At 58.3% G+C, this 15,423-nt stretch carries 19 protein-coding genes and 1 tRNA gene; all 20 read right to left on the reverse strand.

Translation table 11 applies throughout. The features are described from left to right. Positions 1-2: 2 nt before the first annotated feature. Positions 3-428: a hypothetical protein gene (locus NKH12_RS01275; protein WP_352951517.1), complete on the reverse strand. Its 426-nt coding sequence runs from the start codon at positions 426-428 to the stop codon at positions 3-5. Positions 429-504: 76 nt separating this feature from the next. Next, positions 505-1,149 (reverse strand): hypothetical protein, encoded by a 645-nt coding sequence (locus NKH12_RS01280; RefSeq protein WP_352951518.1) that lies wholly within the window; start codon positions 1,147-1,149, stop codon positions 505-507. Positions 1,150-1,304: 155 nt separating this feature from the next. Next, on the reverse strand, positions 1,305-1,892 hold the full coding sequence (locus tag NKH12_RS01285; RefSeq protein ID WP_352951519.1) for a hypothetical protein: 588 nt from the start codon (positions 1,890-1,892) through the stop codon (positions 1,305-1,307). A 57-nt stretch (positions 1,893-1,949) separates the two neighbouring features. Further along, complete coding sequence (locus tag NKH12_RS01290; protein ID WP_352951520.1) at positions 1,950-2,228, reverse strand: hypothetical protein; 279 nt, start codon at positions 2,226-2,228, stop codon at positions 1,950-1,952. A gap of 14 nt (positions 2,229-2,242) precedes the next feature. Beyond that, on the reverse strand, positions 2,243-3,085 hold the full coding sequence (locus NKH12_RS01295) for a phage capsid protein (protein WP_352951521.1): 843 nt from the start codon (positions 3,083-3,085) through the stop codon (positions 2,243-2,245). Positions 3,086-3,268: 183 nt separating this feature from the next. Then, positions 3,269-4,237, reverse strand: a complete 969-nt coding sequence (locus NKH12_RS01300) for a hypothetical protein (protein ID WP_352951522.1) — start codon at positions 4,235-4,237, stop codon at positions 3,269-3,271. Beyond that, positions 4,237-4,518 (reverse strand): hypothetical protein, encoded by a 282-nt coding sequence (locus NKH12_RS01305; protein WP_352951523.1) that lies wholly within the window; start codon positions 4,516-4,518, stop codon positions 4,237-4,239. Before NKH12_RS01305 ends, NKH12_RS01300 begins: the two co-directional genes overlap by 1 nt. Continuing rightward, on the reverse strand, positions 4,515-6,155 hold the full coding sequence (locus tag NKH12_RS01310; RefSeq protein WP_352951524.1) for a portal protein: 1,641 nt from the start codon (positions 6,153-6,155) through the stop codon (positions 4,515-4,517). Before NKH12_RS01310 ends, NKH12_RS01305 begins: the two co-directional genes overlap by 4 nt. 6 nt (positions 6,156-6,161) lie before the next feature. Beyond that, on the reverse strand, positions 6,162-6,347 hold the full coding sequence (locus NKH12_RS01315; protein ID WP_352951525.1) for a hypothetical protein: 186 nt from the start codon (positions 6,345-6,347) through the stop codon (positions 6,162-6,164). 11 nt (positions 6,348-6,358) lie between these two features. After that, positions 6,359-6,595: a hypothetical protein gene (locus NKH12_RS01320; RefSeq protein WP_352951526.1), complete on the reverse strand. Its 237-nt coding sequence runs from the start codon at positions 6,593-6,595 to the stop codon at positions 6,359-6,361. After that, the gene (locus NKH12_RS01325) at positions 6,592-8,157 is read right to left on the reverse strand and encodes a terminase (protein WP_352951527.1); all 1,566 of its coding nucleotides are present in this window, start codon (positions 8,155-8,157) and stop codon (positions 6,592-6,594) included. Before NKH12_RS01325 ends, NKH12_RS01320 begins: the two co-directional genes overlap by 4 nt. After that, entirely contained in the window at positions 8,154-8,627 is a 474-nt protein-coding gene (locus NKH12_RS01330; protein WP_352951528.1) for a terminase small subunit, read from the reverse strand. The genes NKH12_RS01325 and NKH12_RS01330 overlap by 4 nt, the downstream gene beginning before the upstream one ends. 215 nt (positions 8,628-8,842) lie before the next feature. After that, positions 8,843-8,913, reverse strand: a tRNA-OTHER gene (locus NKH12_RS01335). 150 nt (positions 8,914-9,063) lie between these two features. Continuing rightward, entirely contained in the window at positions 9,064-9,213 is a 150-nt protein-coding gene (locus tag NKH12_RS01340) for a hypothetical protein (RefSeq protein ID WP_352951529.1), read from the reverse strand. After that, positions 9,210-10,202: a hypothetical protein gene (locus NKH12_RS01345; RefSeq protein WP_352951530.1), complete on the reverse strand. Its 993-nt coding sequence runs from the start codon at positions 10,200-10,202 to the stop codon at positions 9,210-9,212. The genes NKH12_RS01340 and NKH12_RS01345 overlap by 4 nt, the downstream gene beginning before the upstream one ends. A gap of 221 nt (positions 10,203-10,423) precedes the next feature. Beyond that, the gene (locus NKH12_RS01350; protein ID WP_352951531.1) at positions 10,424-12,793 is read right to left on the reverse strand and encodes a bifunctional DNA primase/polymerase; all 2,370 of its coding nucleotides are present in this window, start codon (positions 12,791-12,793) and stop codon (positions 10,424-10,426) included. After that, positions 12,765-13,052: a hypothetical protein gene (locus tag NKH12_RS01355; protein WP_352951532.1), complete on the reverse strand. Its 288-nt coding sequence runs from the start codon at positions 13,050-13,052 to the stop codon at positions 12,765-12,767. Before NKH12_RS01355 ends, NKH12_RS01350 begins: the two co-directional genes overlap by 29 nt. Then, entirely contained in the window at positions 13,042-13,533 is a 492-nt protein-coding gene (locus NKH12_RS01360) for a hypothetical protein (RefSeq protein WP_352951533.1), read from the reverse strand. The genes NKH12_RS01355 and NKH12_RS01360 overlap by 11 nt, the downstream gene beginning before the upstream one ends. Next, the gene (locus NKH12_RS01365; RefSeq protein ID WP_352951534.1) at positions 13,533-13,742 is read right to left on the reverse strand and encodes a helix-turn-helix transcriptional regulator; all 210 of its coding nucleotides are present in this window, start codon (positions 13,740-13,742) and stop codon (positions 13,533-13,535) included. The genes NKH12_RS01360 and NKH12_RS01365 overlap by 1 nt, the downstream gene beginning before the upstream one ends. Before the next feature lie 149 nt (positions 13,743-13,891). Beyond that, positions 13,892-15,037, reverse strand: coding sequence for a tyrosine-type recombinase/integrase (locus NKH12_RS01370; protein WP_352951535.1), 1,146 nt, complete (start codon positions 15,035-15,037; stop codon positions 13,892-13,894). Positions 15,038-15,423: the final 386 nt, after the last annotated feature.

Below are 15,423 nucleotides of genomic sequence, written 5' to 3' on the forward strand. Positions count from 1 at the left end.
ACTTAAGCCGCCTTCAGGCCGTCGGCCACAAGGATGGCTTCTTCCTTGGTGGTAATGCCGCTTTTGAAGACGGTCTTGTCCTTCAGTCGGACAACCTGCCACTGGCCGTTAGGCCCACCCCAGCGGACTTCGTACTCTTCGGGAATCGCCACCTTGGCAGTGTTCGTCAGCGCAACAGGACCGCCAATGAATGCTACTCGAGCCCCGGTCTTGTTGCCCTTTGCGGTCTCCAAGACCATGACAACACCGAACCAGGCGCGATCGTAGGCGACCACCTCAATCTGGTCATCAGGCCGCAACTGTGCGCTGACATGAACCCAGAAGTCCGGGCTCAACAGGTCGTCTGGCGCAACATCGGCCGCCAAATTGATGCGGTAAACGTTACGCTTGCCTTCGGCCTGGTGAAGGCCATTTACGTTAAGTGGCATAGATCGGTTTCTCCTTTGATCGGATTTGAATCTTGTCAGAGCGACGCGCCGGCTCTTCCGGCGCCAGTGCCGGTCATCAAGCCGCGCCTACGCCTTGCAGATAGGCGAGATCGGCGTTGTATTCGGCGAGGATCATTGCATCGGTGAGACCTCCACCGAACCCTGCCGATGCGAACTGGTAGTTGTTGAACGAGCCTATGACGCCGCCTGTGTTGACAGCACCGATCACGATTGCTGCAGCCGGCAACGCGGTGGACGCGACGGTATGGGAGCCGATGCTGACGCCATTGCGAAACATCGCTGCCGCGTTGGAGGCAGACCGTCGAGAGACGAAGCCGCCAGAACTGTTGGTTGACCCCGCGATGTTTGTCGGCGATGCATCGACGTTCATGCGCAAGGACATGGCGTCCAAGCTGGTTCGAGGGATTATCAGAGCCTGGGCGGTAGTCGATGCCGTCCGCGAGCCCATGGATACCGTGTTGTTCTGCGCGTCAGTCCGCGACCAGAAAGAAAGGTGGCAGGCGTTGAGTGCGAAGTTCCCACCCGCCGTTGATGGCGTGAAGCCTGTAGCGAGATAGCCGTCTACTCCGTTGCCGGTGTAGCCACGATCCGCTTCGAAAGCGATAGTGCCAGTTGGCGTCAGATTGAACGTGTCAGCTTTCCAGTTGCGTTGGCCGGCCTGCGCATCGGCAGCGGCCGTCATGTAGAAGGCGTCACGCATAGCCCATGCGCCTGAGGCCAACGCAGCGGCGATCCGGGCGTCGATTAGTCTTTTTCTGGCCGTGGACGGGGGCGTCGTAAAGCGGGCGAATAACGCTTTCGACTCAGGCAAGTAACTGCCGCCAAGCACAACCAGATTGCGGGTTGCAGCCAGCACTAGAGTACGACCCCGTAAAGGGTGACCTGCCGAGCGACGGCAGTCGGGGTGAACGCGGCGAGGGTTTGGAGCCTGGCCCACAGTGAAGACGTGGCGAGGCGGATGTCCTGATCAATGCCCGCGCTCTTGACGTAAAGAGCGGCACCAAGGTCGACAGGGGTGCCGAGGGCGAACGAGCCTCGGTATGCGGCCAGATCACCGCTAGCCAGCGTCCATGCATCGTTGTCGGCCTGCGCGCTGGGCTGTGTGGCCGAATAGCCCTGCAACTGGTAACCGGCCTCGCTGGCCTGAAGCGCAGTGATATCGATGCGGGTAATGGCTGTGAGGATGCGGATGAGCGAGCCGGCAGGGATAGCGGTTGCATCGCCGAACGCGAAAGCAAATTCAGCCGATGCGCCCATTACGTCGTTCGCAAGATAAGCTGCGGCTGTCGGCATGAACGAAGCCGTTGCAAAGCAGCCAGACGAGCCGATCACAGGGAGGGGATTAGAGCCTACAAGAGGGTTGCCTGAGCCATCGAACAGACGGACCGGCGTAACTTTGGTTGCAGCCGGGTCGCCGACCACAATAGGCAGAGCTTCGGCCATGGCCGCATCCTTTCGGGAAAGAGAAGCGGCGGGAGCCGAAGCCCCCGCCGTTGACGCTTAGTCGGTGTCCGTGGTGCCGACAGCCAGACCGTCAGTCAGATCCACGCCCGAAGACGAGGCCGAGTTGACAGTATGAATGGTCGTGGTGCCGCTGCCGGTGTCGGTATCCGTGACAAAGATGATATCATTCGCCCGCATGCCGAGCTGCCAGCCGTTAGTGAAGTAGCCGGCAACGCGGACCAATGTGGCCGCGTCAACCGATTCATACTTCCAGAGACGGAAGCCAGCGATGCCCTGAGTAATCAGGACCGGAGGGTTGGAAGTTGCGTAAGCCATAGTCTCAGCCCTCCTTAAGCGCCGACGATGGCAGAGCCATCATGGTTGATGACAACGACACCGCTGTTTTGCAGCAGCTCGGAGCCCATGAAAGCGGACGCGCGCGCCCACGAATAACCCTGCTCTTCGTCGTAGCCGACGAGCGACACCAGGTTCTCCGTATCAGCCGCGTGGCCGATCGATGCCTTGTGATACAAGAAACACTTTTCAGCGTTCGTACCCACGCCCGGAAGGTCCGGGTGCATCAACCAGTTGATCCCTGCCCAGCGTAGTACACGCTTAAGCGCACCACCGGAGAGCGGCTTCACGTCGACGTAGTCAGCGGAGGTGAAGGTCGCGTCGCGCAGCATGTAGGCATACATGGCAGGCGTGATGAGCCCCCACATATTTTCGATTTCCTGAATCGGCACCTTGGCAAGGCCGAGGATGCCGAGCGCCTTGGTTACGAGGGCCAGTGAGCCCGTAGCCGCAGCGCCTGTGTCCACAGTGCCGGTCGCAAGCTCGGTGATAATGTCCGAGTCAATCTTGCGGTTCATCACCTTCAGCGAGGTGTCCTGCATGATCCGCTTCTGATCACCCTGCGAAGCAAAGATGTTGAAGTCGGTCTTGCGAACCAAGTCGTGCCATTCCACCAACGTCGCAGTGTTCTGCGTGAGGTTATCACTGCGGGCAGTGATAAGACCGTTGACGCCGCGCGTACGTGCTTCCGCGCTGCCGCTATCGGCAACAAGGAAAATAGCTTCGTTGCCCTTACGCACAAACTCGGTCGTAACCGACATGCGCAGAGGCGAGTCACCGGATTCGAACCCGGCGATGTATTCCTGTCTATATTGTTTCTGGAAAGCCGTATCGGCCATGGATCCAGTCCTTTTGAAAAGAGGGACGGAAGCCAAAGGCAGGTTGTCCGAGCGGCGGCGTTGCGGGTTGTCCAGTGTTATCCGGAGCCGCTAAACCGCCTTTCGGCGCTGACGATGTGCTTTAATTGGTAGAGGCGCGTTAGACGGAGCCGCGTTGCGGGTTGGCCGTCATTCGGCGCAATATCAGGCCTTAACTTTGTCGCGGGCCGTGATCAGTTGGCGGTAACGCGCTTGCGCTGCCGTGTCTTTGTGCCATGCGCGCCGGTCTTCCGACATGCGCTTTTCCATGGATGCTATCTCGGCGTTGAGGCCTTCCATTGAGTCGCCACCAGTGGGCACGATGGTAGCCATGGGATTCTCTGCAACCGCCTTATTGACGAAGAACTTAAGGACGTCGGGGTGATTACCCACCTTGCGACCGTCAGCCATGCGACCGCCCATAAGATTATCGAATAAAGCTGGGTCGACTGTCTCAAAATAGGGCCGCAGTGCGTTGAAATTGCCTGCATAGTCGCCACCCCATTCCTTCTTAAGCGCGGTCTCTGCCTCCTTCTTGAAGTCGGCATCCGCAGTAGCCTGCTGGAACTGCTGTTCCTCTTGCAAGGCGTAATACTCATCGACCATCGCGGCCATGTCGCCAGGCGCAATGCCGCTCTTGATGGCGCGCTCTGCGAATGCTTCTACGACAGGCTTATCGTCGTCGCCGATGACACGCTTATCGGGCAGCACGATCGCCTTGACGAACTCCTCGACCTTCTCAGGGATGTTGTTCGTCTTGCGATACTCGGCCCACTCTTCAGGCTTGGCGTCGGCGGCCGGCTTGCCCTTCGGCTTAATACCTTCGGAAATCTTGCGCTGCGCCTCTTCCTGTGCGGTCAGCAGGGCATCGGGAGAGGCAAACCGTGCCAGGCGTTCAAGGCGCTTAGCATCGCCCTTAGCGAGCTTATCGCGCCAATCCTTGCCCCAAGGGCCGTCCTCTTCAACGACAGCCGGCGTAGCAGCGGCAGGAGTTGCCGCAGGTGTCGCGGCTGGCGTAGCGGGCGCGGCAGCAGGTGTAACAGTCGCGACAGGCGTAGCGGCTACCGCGGGAGCGGCCACAACAACGGGGTTTTCGGCTACTGCCGCGCCCGCTGCAAGTGTTCCTTCAGACATCAGGAGTCCTTCTTCGATTTGACCAGCAGGTGAATAGGCGTGTTGACCAGTTTAAGAATCTGGTTGCCTACGTTTCGCCTGCCGGTCAGGTGATTACCCACGTCCGGTTGGCCCGGGACAAAGGTTTCGTCATAAGTCATTGCGGCCTTGTGGACGATCCACTGCATACCGCGCAGTTGCTGACCAGGAGAGGCATTGCCTGCCGCCATGGCCTTGATTGCCTCGACGTCTGCCTCTTCATAAGTGGCAGGTGCGAGAGGATTGGATTTCAGCGCACTCATGCAGCCTTACCGCCCTGCAGTGCACGAACCATAGGTGCTGCCTTACCGGCCATCTCTGCGACGCCGGCAGCGGCACCGGCCGCCTCTTGTGCTTGTGCTTCGGCTGCCATCTGTTCGGCAGCCTTCGCCATCATCTTGTCGTTGTTGATCCACTCTTCAGGCCATCCAGTGCGGCGCAGAAGGTCTTTTGCAATAGCCATGGCGTTGGGTAGCTTGGCTACGGCAGGATCAAGCGCAGCGGCTTCCTTGATAACGCCAAGGCCCTCGATGAGCCTTTGCTGCATGCCTTCGTCTTCAAGGTCCTTGATTGGCGACTTGAAGGAAAACTCAATGCCGGAGCCGCGAAGGCTGTCCGGTATATCGTTGGCCGGGAACGCCCCAAGCGAGCGCATCACGGTGAACGTTTCGGAGCACAGCGGTTCCGAATATTCCACCTCGACAGGCTCGAACATGGGTATATGCGCGCGCATCTGTTGCTCGACCACCTTGCGGATTTGGTACGCGGTCATCCCAGACGTGTCAGGGATACTGACTTTATCGGTCATGAATCCCATTCGGATAGTCATATCCAGACGATCGGACATGTTCTGTCCGGCTGGCAGGCCAGAATAGTCCATAGGCAGAGGACGAAGAGCCTCGCCAAGCCTTTCGTCATAGTCCCTGTCTAACCAAGTAATTCCGCCAGCGCCAAGGCCGATATCCGAGCGGACAACCTCCATTGTGGCAATCATCGGCGGGTCGATAGCCTTCTCGCCGGCCTCGAGCAGGATGCGTTCGATTGCCTGCTGCGTGCGGCTGTCAGGCAGGATGATCGAGGTAAAGACCGAACGGGCATACTGCGAGCCAGAGACAGTCGGACCACGCGGAATGATGTAGCCGCGGTACGTGCGGCCGATGTTCTCCAAGACTTCGCCTTCACAATCAGGCAGAACCCATAGCGATATGTGTTGCTGATCAGGGCGGAGCTTGATGCCTGTGTCGTAGACAGTCGCAGGCACTACAACATGACGCGCCTTGATCTTTTTGTAGGGATCCTTAGCCGCGTCCTTAACCAGTGCCTCGGGCACCTTGCCGGGGAACAACTGAATCAACTGCGTGATCGTCGGATTGCAATTGCGGTGCACGTCCGACACAGACCCGGTATAGTCTTCCGACCACGCCACATCACGCAGATGCCAATTGCGATAGAACACGTTGCGACGGTCAGTCGTAGGCGCCACTTCAATAACGGCTTGGCCGAACGTCAGATGATCATGGTCACCAGCTTCGGTTGCGCGACTGAAGCCCGCAGCCTTCCGGTACATGACCGCCCGCTGCATTGCCGTGGCATATTCCAGCCAGGACCGAGCGTCAGGCACCTTGTTCCGGGCATCATCGAGCGACTTGATTTCGAAGAAGTCGGACGGACGCAACATGGTGCGATACATGTCGGCCATATCGCGTCGGTAGATCGCAGCCCGAGACGAGAACGAACCCGCCGCATAGTCGCCGCCGATATTCAGTGGACCAGTGAAGTCTGCCCTATCGTAATAGAAGTGTTCGGCCAACTCCTGCCAATGCGACAGTAGCGGCGTCTTCTCGCTGAATAGCCGGTTGCCGTTGTCGACAATCGTTTGGACGGCAGGGCTGGTCTGCATAGTGGCTTACGCCCCCAGCTTGCCGACAGAGCCGGTCAGATTGTCGGACATGATTGTCGAATCCCGACCGCCACGGGCACGCATCTCGGCCACTTTCTTACGCTTTTCTGCCAGGACAGCCGGATCTTGCGCATCCGGCATCCGCGAGGCAGGTTCGACCTTCGGAGTCTTAGGTTTGAACAGTCCACCCATGTTGATTTTCCTTAGACTAGAGAGAGTGCGGCCACAGCGATCGTGACCCACGACAGTACGGCGGCGCCGATGTCGGACCAGAACAAAACTGGCTTTGCGCTTACCAGTCCGGCTTCGCGCAGTTCTTGAGCAACGAAGGCCAGCGCTGCGGTGAGTGCTACAAAGCCCCAGGCCATTGGGTTGTTATGCACGAACCCGGCCGCAGCCAGGACGAGGAGCAACACAGCCCCAGCGGTGTTCTGGTTCATCGACGGTTTACCTTCTGCTTTGCGTAGCCGAGCTTTACTTCCGGCATACGTCCACCAAGCGCGCCCTCATGCATCTTGCGGACGGCCATTCTTTCGCCTTCCGCCCAACACATGAACACGGCGTCGCCATCATCCGGCGATCTGCCAATGCGCTTGCGAATCTCTTCCTTGCTTTCGATCTGAATGTTGCCCGCGCCGACTGGCTTCCAGCGGTAGGACACAAGGTCCGCAACCAGCATAGGGTCAGGCGGCAATGCTATAGGCGACCCGCCTTCTTGGCCGGGATCCAGCGCCTCACGAAAGCGCCAGATAGACTCAGCCCGCTTATTGGCGAAGCCAAGCGACTTATCGACGGTGCGTGCCGTCGAGCCGTGCGAGGCATTGAAGCCGGCCACCAAGACGCTGTTGTCTTTCAGGAAGCGTACAGCGTCACCACCGTACCCGCCGCCCACGTCTACAATGACGATGCATCCGTCACGACGGATCTTGAACACCTCAGCGCCAATGCTGGGGCCGTCTGGCGTTTCCCTGCCGGGCTTACGCACCAGTTCGGCGAACCATGTCCCGTACCGAGCGGCAAACGAGGACTTGTCAGTGCCGCCCTGTGCCACGTCGGCAGCCAAGGCAGTCATCTTAAGGCCCCTAAAGCCGTCAGGCTTCCAACGGGTCTGCGCCTGCCTGATCCAGTCCGACGGTATTACCTGCCACCGGTCATCTTGCTGCCCGACGTCGAAGCGGCCTTCCCGCAGCATGGTGCGGAGCGGCTCAGGCATCGCCTCGATGGTGGCCGCATATCCCGTTTCGGCGAGGTCCGGATTGTCTTCTAGCGTCGATGGAATGAATGTGCGGGACCGCGGCCGCTCGGACTTTGGTCCGACATAATCCTTATCGACTTCCGTGTCTTCGCCGTCGATCGTGGTGTACCAGCGCAACTCGCCAGGCTTCGCCGGGTTATGGTGCGTAGGATCCAGCCAAGCGCCCCACCGCTTGATGACCCACTGGCCTTCCGCGGTTGAGGGGGGATTGCCTGTAGCCACAACCCGACAGCGCTGCTTTGGGTTGGCAGAGCGGTTCCACCCGATGATGTAGGTATACTGCGTCTCAGTGAACTGCGTCAGCTCATCGAACGCCTTCAGGTCGTGCGCAACGCCCTGGTAGTCCTCTTTATTGCCTTCGTGCTCACAGTGGCCAAGGTCGATCACGCCGCGTGCGTGCTTCCATGTGCCAGACTGTTCGCTGAAGCCGTTGCGCGAGCCCAACAGGCCCTGCAGTTCACGCTTAACGCCCTTAAGGTTCTTGCCGATGCGCCTAAGGATCAGCGAGTATTGGTGCTCGTTAAGCGCCAGCAGGCAGATAAGGAACGTTTTACCGCCACCAGCAGAGCCACCATAGAAGGTTTCGTCTGCCTTGCTGAAATAGGCGTCAGTCTGTGGCCCCGGATTAGGCAGCGCGACCTTCACGCCGACCAGCGATTGTGCGGTCGCGAGTATTTCGTTTTGCTTCTCTTCGGGCAGCGCGCCGTATGCCTTGAGTATGTCGTCCAGCGTGCCGCCGACACTCATTCGGCCGATGCCCGTTGGCCAGCAGCCAAGGCGAAGGCGATAGTCCGTGCAAGGTCGCGCCCGTCCACTTCCGGAACAAGCTCCTTGCCGTCCTTGCCGGTTACTTCAGCCTTATCGACCAGCAGGCCGTGAAGCTTTGCCATGCCCATGGTTGCGGACACAGCAGCCGAGGCGCCCTTCTCGTCTTTCATGGCGTGCAAGCGGGCTTGCTCCAGCCGATCGGTCAGCGTGCCGACCGAAATCAGCATCAGGTCGCGAGCTTCTGCCTGAAGCTCCTTGATCCTTGATTGAACCTTGACGTCGCCCAGGCACCGAGATGCAGCCGACCAGATGCTTTCAGGCTTTGTCTCAGCACCGACGTCGTGAGTGCGTCTATAGGCTTCAGAGGCGCTGCCTAACTCTACCCATGCGACCGCGAACGCTTCCTGCTTTGCAGTGAGTTCTGGCTTGGCAACCGAGCGCTTAGTCATCGATTGGCTGTTCCGCGGCGATCGCTGCTTCTGCTTCAGCCTTTCGCTTGGCGATAGAGACCGCAAGCGCGATCTGCTGCCTTATAGCGGCCTCGGCTTCGCGGCTATCCTTTGGTGTCATGGCGCTGCGACGCCGCTGTAGAAAGTTCATGAAGGCTGATGCCGCACGCTAGGCCGCACAATGTAATCGCGCGCCATGTTGCGTTCCTTGATTTTGGTGCTGCCGGCGAGGGATCGAACCCGCTTACTTCGCCGAGGCGATGCTCTTCCTGTGAGCTACGGCAGCGAATAAAAGAACGGCGAGCCAATCGGCCTCTTGGTTATCGGCGCGAGGCAGTGCCCATACGTCGACCGTCGAATTTGAAGCCCTGCCCGACGCTCCTGTAGCAAAAGCGTCGGGCGGACATAATTATAATCCTAGTACCACTATACCACGTCAGGCCGTGGTGACCGTGGTCTGGGTGTTATCGTTGGCGGGCACAATTGCGGGCTTAGCTTCCGGCACGTCCTTGGGGCCGTCACTCTTCAGAACTGCATACAGGTATGAGCCAATCAGCACCTTGCGAGGCACGGCGCCGAGCTTCATGCCGCCCTCCTCCGCTCGAGCAGACCGTATCCGTAGGCCAGAGCCGTCAGACCGTTCACAAGGCGTTCCTTGGCCACAGCGGCGGCCATGTCGCGCTGTTTGTACGCCGTGACCTCCACGCCTACGTCTGCCAGCGCACGCCCCGCCAGGACAACCGCATTCACGACACGTGCTTGGTCAGGCGTCATGGCTCCTTGAGCCGCTGCAAACTTACGCCTTGCCGCTTCCGCACGTTCCGAGATCGTCGGGCCAGAACTGCCATCGACATAAGTCCGCGAATAGTCGATGGCACCCAAGGGCGATAGGCCAGTTTGCCGAAACTCGGATTCGTACCGCAGACCTGCCGCATGAAGGAGGCCGTTCAATTTCGGATCCGCGCTTAGTTGCTTGCGTGTCGCCATGCGTTCAAAACCGTCGATGAGCCGACGAGGGGAGCCAGCCGCGTTACCCACTTCCGCGGTCTCTTCACGCTTCTCACCGAAGGACACACGCGCCAGGCTAATGCCGGTCACGCGAACAGGCGCCTTGCTCTTCGCCGACCACCAATAGGCCGCCAAATCTTCAATGCCTGCCGCCAGGGGCGATAGGTTGTCGAGGTCTGCCAAAGGCGACACGGCCACGAGCGCATGCCGCACAGCCACGCGACGATGCGAGGCGCGTATGCCGAGCAGCGCTTCATCGACCTTGCCTGCCGTTGCTTTGCGTGGCTCTCGCACGGTCGACCATTTGCCGTCAGCGTCGCGCCAGGCGTAAGAGCCCTCATCGCGCAGCGTCGACTGACCAACGCGAGCCATCTTGTGCAGGATAGTCGCTGCATCTCGCTCCTCTGACGTCAACGATCCGTCAGCCGCCATCGTGGCAATGAGCCTCAGCGGCTCAATCGGCAGTTCGTCGGTCTTGTCTAGGTTATCGTGGAGTTCGTCGCGCGGGTCACGCGCGGACTGGTCTGCTAGGCTTTTGATCGCGGTTTTGCTTGGCGCGACGGTCAAGTGTGAAGTCATAAAATCCAAATCCTCGGGTGTCTTCTACGTAGGTCAGTCTGTGTACAGAACTCACTGATTCAATGAATCAATATATATATGGATAGAAGGGTATATATATCTATTAAGCTATTGAGACTCCTATCTAATTTCCTTTGGTTTCGTCCTAGTCGATAACCCTTCCGTCTAGGACGAAAACCCCTTGTGGGTGTTTCATCCAAAGGACGAAACTATCCTTTGGACCAAACAAGACGCTTCCGTGGGCGCCCGCCCGTGCTGGAGGTTTCTTCGCGAACTGCGTCTGACTCCTTCAGGTCTTTTAGAATTTCATCACGCTGGCGGGTATCAATGGCCTTGAGGCGGTCTGCTAGTCGCCCAGTGGTTATGCCCTTTGCACCCGCCGCCTTGATCAGCGCGGCAATTTTCTTATACGCAGCTTCACGCGGGTTATCGGAAAGCCGCTCGGTGACTTGCGAGAGCATACCGGCTGCACAGGTCCAGGCCACGCTTGCCGCCCAGTCTATATTCGCCTCCGTAATCACCGGCTCTTCATGGTCGATGCCTACAGCAACGATGAGAGCCAGCTTGATGGCGTTTTCGAGAATGCGGCGAACGAAGGGCCGAGCTTCAGGAACAACAAGCTTTTCGCGCTCGGCCACTGCCTGCTTGATGGCCTCGAGCTGCTCGAGCGCGCCTTCGCTCCATGGAACCACCTGTGGCGTAGTCGGCTGGCTTGTGGCGGAAGAAGTTGGCGGAAATTTACTCGTCCTTGCCTTCACCACGTCTATTCCTGCCACGTCCGACATCTTATCGAGCAGTGACGACGGCACATACCGGACATCCAGCGAAGGCGCGACCACGGCCGGAACAGCATCAACGTTAAACAGCACCAGGCGAGGCAACAGCCCATCCTCCGCGCTGGCCGTCGACAGCGCGCTCCAGAACTGGTCTGGCGTTGACGTGCCGTGGATGCAGAGCCCTGGGTTGTGCATCAGCTTCGGCGGATTGCCGCGGTAGGCGGCGCCCTCAAAGAAGGTTGAACTGGCGCTGTAATAGTCCCGCAGGTCGGTCGAGATAGCGCGCTGGTGACCGCCTGCCCGCCTGTCCGTGATATCGCGAACGAAGCCGCCGAACTCGTCAATCTGGCAATTGACCGATTGTCTGGCTTCCAGCACTTCACGCAGCGCCGACGCAGACATAATACGCGCAGGCCCGCCGAACTTATCAAGCACGCCATGGCTGCCAGCCATGAGACGCTTAATCTGGCTGCGTGCGTGTTCCTTGCCGAAGCCGGACTCGGCCAACGCCACGCAATAGATATTCGGTCGCGTGTCACGTTTTCCAGTCGAGTAGCGCGGCCCCATAAGAGCAGCAACCATCGGCAGGGAGGCGGCCAACGCCAAGGTACGGCAAGGCTGTTCCGCTGACGCCACTATCCAGTCGATAAGGTCTTGCACCAACCCGCCAGGATGAGTCAGCGTTTCCAGATCACCAACAGCCTCGAGAACGTAATCTGGAAGTTCGTGGTCTTCGCTTGCGGCTACTGGCAGGCAATCTCCTTCGACGGGAACTTCGCCAGCATCACGCTTGTTGTTCTCTATAAATCCGGCAATGGCATCAGGGTTGGTCGGCCAGTTATCGTTATGCGCGCATTCCGGAACCTGTCGTGGATTGCGGATGCCGGCGTCAAGACCGCGGCGAATTTTGGCATGCGTCTCCTTAGGCCCATCGGTCTTGACGCCACCGTTAGCTTGGGCTGCCGCAAACAGGTCGGCTTCCGCCTGCGCGCGATCGAGCACGCCAGCGCCCACGAATTGGCCAAGCTTGTAGGCCGTGCGATTCAATAACTCACCACGGCCTGGATGCGCCTTGCGGGCGAGCGTCGATAACTCGTCGTTTACCGCGGCGGCAACCCACGCTGGATTTTCACCGGCCGCCACCAGACGGCCAGACCATTCAGAGGATGCCTGTTCGAACGGCTTTGGCAAGACGAGCGACAGGAGCCATTCTGGCGCCTCTGCGAAATCAGGCAATTCGTCGCCATCATGGTCGAGCCACTCATATCGCCTTCCGTCCTGCATGACGGATCCAGCACCAATCACATACCCGCCATCGCCACGACAATCCAAAGCTGCTCCAAGCCCACCACGATTGCGGACACCAGCGGCGAATTTGAAATAGAAATGTCTTCCACCGTTCGCAGTCGACACCATTGCGGTTGCGGGCAATGCGCCGTGGATGTCCTCAAGAGCCTCTAGCGTTTCGAAACCATTGAGGACCGCGCCGTCCGGCAAGCGCTTGACGTCAACGTCGAGAACCCATGCGCCTAGTTTCTCGCCTGTCGGTACGCCGACTAGCGCGTTCGGATATTTCTCTCCCCACCAAATTCTAACAATGCGTTCGTTGGCGGTCGCATCCTTAAGACCTTGCATGGTCAGCGGTGATTTTTCGGATTTCTCGGTTATCTCTCCGGTCGCGAGGTCGAAGACGTCCTCGGTCGCCCATCTGCATGGAAAGATTGGAACGCCTTGGCGCTGGTAGGAAAGTGCGGCGTCGAGCGCGACATTGGTTTCAGGCTGCGCGGCGGGCAGAGCGTTCATTCTGTATCTCCAAAGCGGTGACAGCAAGTTGGGCAATGTGGTCGCGGAAGGCAGGTGCGAGGTCGGCGCTGTGGACGCCGTTCTTTAGGTCAGGGGCATAGGCGTGATAGGCACCCGACGGCGTGAGGATGAGGCGCCAATCATGCACCGTGACGGAGTCGCCAAATGTCATGTCGAACATGGCGACGCGGCGGAAGCCCTTTGGGGACGGGTCCTCACCCGTCGCCCATATCGATCGAATGCTGGGCTCAAGCTGCACGTTGTGCCATCCGAGCGTAGGCCTCAACGCCAGTGTCTAGGTACTTCGCGTACAGTTCGTCAGCGGTAGTGGCTTCCGGGGTGACTGAGTTTCTGCACTCTTCCAAATAAGCAAGCATACCTTTAAAGGCTTCAACGTCTGCACGATGGTATGCAAACGCGATTTCGAGCGAGGCGAAGTCGCTTTCCGTCTTTCCGCCGTTCTTAATGCAGACATATCGTCCGACTAGGTCGACATCGCCGCCGTCATCGTAACTGCCGCGGGTGGAATTGATGAGAGCCTCAAGCCTATCCGAGGTGAATCCTAGTTCTGAACGACCACTCTTAAAGAAATCAAGCAGCAGGCTCTCTTTGGGATTGTTGGGATCGCGAACCAAGTGAAACTCTACGGTCAAAGACGTTATACCGTCGTCTTTTTCTTCTCTAAATGTACATCCAATACGATAAGTCTTGAATGCGAAAGTCGGTTTGAAAGTATGCATTATGCCGCCCTCGACGCGATTTTCTTATCAATCCAGTCTTCGACTTCCTGGCGGATATAGGCGTTGCGCCTATCCGATAGCGAAACTGGTTTTGGAAATTCGCCGGCCTCAGCCATAAGTACCAGCAAAGTTCGAGAAAGGGACGTTGCAATCGCCGCCTCCTTGGGCGCCATGAGGCGCGGTCGATTGTCGTTATCGGCTGGTTGCATTTTTTTCCTCCAGATGGATTGACATGATTTGGCAAAACTGCGATTGTGTATTGACGGTACTTCCAGACTTGGCGTATAGAGCGCAAAGCGGATTTGCAAACTAGGCGTTTTCACATTTTTTGTCAATGTGGAAAATGTGCGCCGTGGCGTTATTTCGCCGACTGGCAGTAAGCCGCCCACTGATCCATCAGCAAGCGCCTCTTCTCTAGCGCGTCAGACCGCCTATACGCTGCTTCGGTCTTGTCTTTGAGCGTGTGCGCTAAGGCAGCCTCGGCGACTTCGCGCGGATGGCTGGTCATATCCCCGCACCAATCCCTAAACGAGCTGCGCAGGCCGTGGAGCGTGGAATCGTCGCAAGTTGCTCTGCGCAACGACTTCACCATTGCTGTGTCTGATATCGGAAAGACAACCGAGGAGCCACTTGCCTGCTCCTTCATCTTGCGCAAGATGTCAACGGCACGCGCCGATAGCGGTACGCGATGCTCTCGACAGGCCTTCATCCTTATGGCGGGAATGACCCATAGCGCCTCGTCAAAATCAAACTCTGGAAACGTCGCGCCGCGAATCTCACCAGAGCGGGCTACAGTCAAGCAGGTGAACTCTACCGCCAGAGCAGAGATAGCGTCTGACGTTCGAAGGCGCGCAAGAGCTTCCGGCAGATCCTTATATCCGATCGCCTTGTGATGCCCACGGGACAGCTTTTGACGGGGCGCCAGAAGATCCTTTAATCCACCGCGCCAGTCTGCAGGATTGTCCCCAACGTATAGCCCCCGTGCTTTGGCGTGGTCGATCACAGAGGCGATCCGCATCCGCAGCCTATCGGCTGTCTCAGGTATTGTTTCCCATATCGGAGTCAGAACTCGCACCACATCGTCGCGAGTGATGTCTGCCACCGGCATGTGGTGCAGGTCAGCCGCATAACGCGTCAAAGTCATGGACCATTGAGCGCGGTGCTTTTCATTTCGAAATTCTTTCTCCTTCACGGCGATGGTAGCTTCCATCATCTCTCGGAACGTTGTCCGTGAAGACTTCCCACTCACCAATTCGTCGCCGCGCGCCAGGCGTTCACGAACAGCCTTGGCTTTCTCTCGAGCCAGGACTAGAGAAACAGGCGCGGTCCCCTGCCCGTATCCGCCTAGACCGATCTCCTTTCGAACCCTGCCGCGGCGGAATATGAAAATCCAATTGCGACTTCCGCCCTTCTGGACTCGGATGAACAAGCCGTCGCCGTCGCTATAGATACCCGGCTTTGTTAAGCGCTGTATCTTACTCTCTGATAGCTTGTTTGTTGCCATTCGTTGGCGCTGTGTCACGCGGGTTTATATACGACCCGCGTGGGCCGTCCTTCTCACCCCCAGCAGATGCGCCATGATTAAACCCGAATTGTTCCCGCTGCGCGGCACGCCCGTTATCATAACCGTGCGTATGGCATATGCGGTAAATAGGGGAAAAACAACCGCTTTTAGGCGCAAATACCCGCATTACGGCCAGCGCTGCGGACACTCCCTCCGCCAATGCACCCTGCCCCAACATTCTCTGGGTCGATTTGAGAGCGCAGTAATCCTGCAGAACTGCGGCTTCGCAAAGAAAAGCTGATAACCACATCCCCGCATATTTCCGCTGAACGCTCGTTCTCTCGGCGGATATTCTCCTAATCTGTCAACCTCGCAGTTTTGGTTCT

This window comes from Mesorhizobium sp. M1322, assembly GCF_040318085.1.
Classification (GTDB): domain Bacteria; phylum Pseudomonadota; class Alphaproteobacteria; order Rhizobiales; family Rhizobiaceae; genus Mesorhizobium.